The organism is Streptomyces atratus, assembly GCF_014648655.1.
GTDB classification, from domain to species: domain Bacteria; phylum Actinomycetota; class Actinomycetes; order Streptomycetales; family Streptomycetaceae; genus Streptomyces; species Streptomyces atratus.
In genome coordinates, this window is the sequence record NZ_BMRN01000136.1 from 1 (window position 1) to 3,172 (window position 3,172).

A 3,172-nucleotide genomic window follows, 5' to 3' on the forward strand; every position below is an offset into this window, starting at 1 on the left:
GAGGCGGTCGTTGGTGACGGCGAAATCCGCACCGGGCTCACCAACTTGCGACCACGCCTCCGGGGTGCCGTCGTACTTGAAGACCTTGCCGGTGTCCGGTGCGGCGGCGAAGAGTCCGGCGCCGCCCGCGTACAGGTCCTGGGCGGGTCCGCCGACCTTGGTCCAGTCGGTGCCCTGCCCGTTCCACCGGTAGACCGCGGAGTGGTCGGCGGCCAGTCCGAAGAGCTGGTCGTCACCGGTCGCGGTCACCGACCCCAGCGGGACCGGTGCGGAAGCCGGGGCCCCGTCAGCCAAGGCGGGGAACGAGGACAGGACACCGGCGGTGATCACACCAGCCACGACAACGCCGATCCGGCGAAGGATACTCGGCGTTCTGCCGGGCCGGGACCGGGCGCGGCCCCACACAGCACTACGGGTCACGGAAAGCTCCAGGGTCTGTCTGGGAAACGGTGGAGCTCTCACCGTGCGACCTGGTCTGATTGTCCATCAACGGCCGCCTCGCATAACCGCAGATGGGGCGCGGGAAAGCAGCGGACAACGCGGACAACTATCGGGGGAGCGCCACCATGGTGAAGGCCGGCCGTCCACAGGGCGGGCTCAAGGGACAGACCGAGCAGGCCAATGCGCTAGCCGCGTTTCTGAGGAATCTGACGAAGGACTTCACGGTCCGCGAGCTCGCGGAGCGGTACAAGATCAGCAAGACCAGCTGGGGTGAGTACCGGGCCGGCACGAAGACGATCGAGTTGCACCTGCTGCAGCATGTGGTTCGGGACCTGGTACGCGACGAACGCGCCCGCGCTGCTGTCACCGCCAGAGCTGAGGAGCTTCATCAACTCGCCAAAGCCGCAGAGAACAGCACCCCGCCACCCACCGCCCTCCGAACGGGAGGAGAACCGCCCGATCAGGTCCTGCGCGACGCCGACGCCGACGTGCGCGAATCGAAAGAACTCCTCCAGGCCCTGCGTGAAGTCATCGCCCACCTGCAAGCAGCCCCTCCAGCACCGACGAAGCCCAACCCACCAGGCGGGACCGGTGACCCGGACCACCCACCAGCCGCCAGCGCGCTCGGCGAGGCCACCGAGCAGCTCGCCCAGATGAGAGAGCACGACGACCGCGAGCAGTTCCTCGCCGGCATCGCCGTCATCCTCGACGGCCTCACCCATCTGTGCTGACCCGGCCGATCTGGCCGGCTGACCCCATCGTTCGTTTCTCGAAAGGACACCTCTCATGCGTGACGTCGTGATCGCGGGCGGCGGTCCGGTCGGTCTGTTCCTGGCTGGCGAGCTGGCCCTGTCCGGCTGCTCGGTTCTGGTCCTTGAGCGGGACCCGGAACTCACCTCGCCCCTGAAGGCATTCCCGCTCGGGCTGCGGGGCCTGAACGCCGGGTCGGCCGGGACGCTCTACCGCCGGGGCCTGCTGGAAGCGACAGCGAATGCTTCCGGAGTCAACCCGGAGAAGGTCGGTGCGGATCCGGAAGCGGTCGAGGCCCCCGACCCTCGCGAGCTGAGCCATTTCGCGGGCATGACGCTCAACGCGGCCGGCATCGACACAGCAGCCCTCCCGTCTCGGCTGCCCAGCCCGGCGATGGAGGGGTTCATGACGAGCCTGGAAGCGGTCGGATCGGTGCTGTCCGAGCGGGCTACCGCGCTCGGAGTCGAGATCATCCGGAATGCTCCCGTCACGGCCGTGGCGCAGGACACCGAATCTGTCCTCGTCACGGCAGGCGGCCAGGAGTACCAGGGGCGCTGGCTGGTGGGCTGCGACGGCGGGCGCAGCGCCGTACGTCAGCTTACCGGCTTCGAATTCGTAGGCACCGAGCCGCTGTTCACCGGCTACGTCGCCAAGGTCACCTTCGCCGACCCCGAGCAGTTGCCGCTCGGTTTCAACCTGACGCCGAACGGCATGTATCTGCGTACGCCCCTCGAAGGGCACCTGGGCATGATGGACTGCGACGGCGGCACCTTCGACCGCTCTCAGCTGCTGACCCGCGAGCACCTCCAGACGGTCCTGCGCCGTATCAGCGGCACCGACGTGACGCTGAGCGAGGTCCATCTCGCCTCCAGCTTCACCGACCGCGCGATGCAGGCGACAACGTATCGCGAGGGCCGTGTACTACTCGCCGGCGACGCAGCACACATCCACTCGCCCCTGGGCGGCCAGGGCCTCAACCTCGGCATCGGCGAAGCCGGCAACCTCGGCTGGAAGCTCGCCGCCACCGTGCGCGGCTCCGCTCCCGAGGGCCTGCTCGACACCTACACCACCGAGCGGCACCCCGTCGGGGCCGCCGTCCTCGATTGGTCCCGCGCCCAGGTCGCGACCATGAAGCCGGGCCCCAACGCCCCCGCGCTGCGTCAACTCGTCCACGATCTGATGAGCACCACCGACGGAACGGCCCACGTGTACCGAAAGACGTCGGGGCTGTTCAATCGCTACGACCTGGGCAGCGAGCAGCCCCTCATCGGCTGCACCGCCCCGGACTTCCGCTTCGAGGACGGCACCCGCCTCGGCGAACTGCTGCGCCAGGGGCAGGGAGTGGTGCTCGACTTCAGCACCGACCGTGCGCTGCAGGTCGCGGCCAAGGAGTGGGCAGGCCTGATCCACTACGCGGCCGGCCCGGCGCGCAACGACCTCGGGCTGGGTGCCGCGCTGATTCGGCCCGACGGCGTCGTGGCCTGGGCGAGCGAGCCTGCCCCGGATCGCGACGCGTTCGAGCAGGCGGCTGCCCAGTGGTTCGGTGCGCCGCAGAGCTAGCTAGGGCATCGACTGGACACCGCCCAAGGGATGGAGCAAGGAACTGAAGAAGCGCTGGCAGGCCCAGCAGGACGGCGACGAACACGCCTGACGTCGACGGGCGGCACGAAAGACTTCGTGCCGCCCGTCGACGTCATATGGCGGCGGATCGGACCTTGATCGGCTGCGGGGAGCGGATCCATCCGAGCCTGAGTCGGCACGGCGTACTCCGGGTTCCAGCCCGAGCGGAGTGCGCGTGGCGGCGTCCGTAGCCCTGCGGTCTGGGGGAGGGCGGTGCGTTGGGGGTTTGTCGGCGGGAGCGTAGTTGGTGTGGACATCGTCGGTGTGAACGTTGGTGCTGAGGTGCTCTGATTGTTTCTGTGCGGCTGGCAGGGGATGGTTCAGCTTGGGCATGGGGTGTGGGGTGGCTGGTCGGGTAGGT

At 68.7% G+C, this 3,172-nt stretch carries 3 protein-coding genes; 2 read left to right on the top strand and 1 reads right to left on the bottom strand.

What is annotated here, in order from left to right:
* The coding region (locus IEZ15_RS43555; RefSeq protein WP_229846592.1) for a hypothetical protein at nucleotides 1–339 on the bottom strand (339 nt) is incomplete at its 3' end.
* Between the two features lie 227 nt (nucleotides 340–566).
* Between IEZ15_RS43555 and IEZ15_RS46280 the strand changes: the two genes are divergently transcribed.
* The gene (locus IEZ15_RS46280; protein WP_229846593.1) at nucleotides 567–1,172 is read left to right on the top strand and encodes a hypothetical protein; all 606 of its coding nucleotides are present in this window, start codon (nucleotides 567–569) and stop codon (nucleotides 1,170–1,172) included.
* Between the two features lie 55 nt (nucleotides 1,173–1,227).
* The gene (locus IEZ15_RS43565; protein WP_189282463.1) at nucleotides 1,228–2,751 is read left to right on the top strand and encodes an FAD-dependent monooxygenase; all 1,524 of its coding nucleotides are present in this window, start codon (nucleotides 1,228–1,230) and stop codon (nucleotides 2,749–2,751) included.
* The last annotated feature ends 421 nt before the right edge of the window (nucleotides 2,752–3,172 follow it).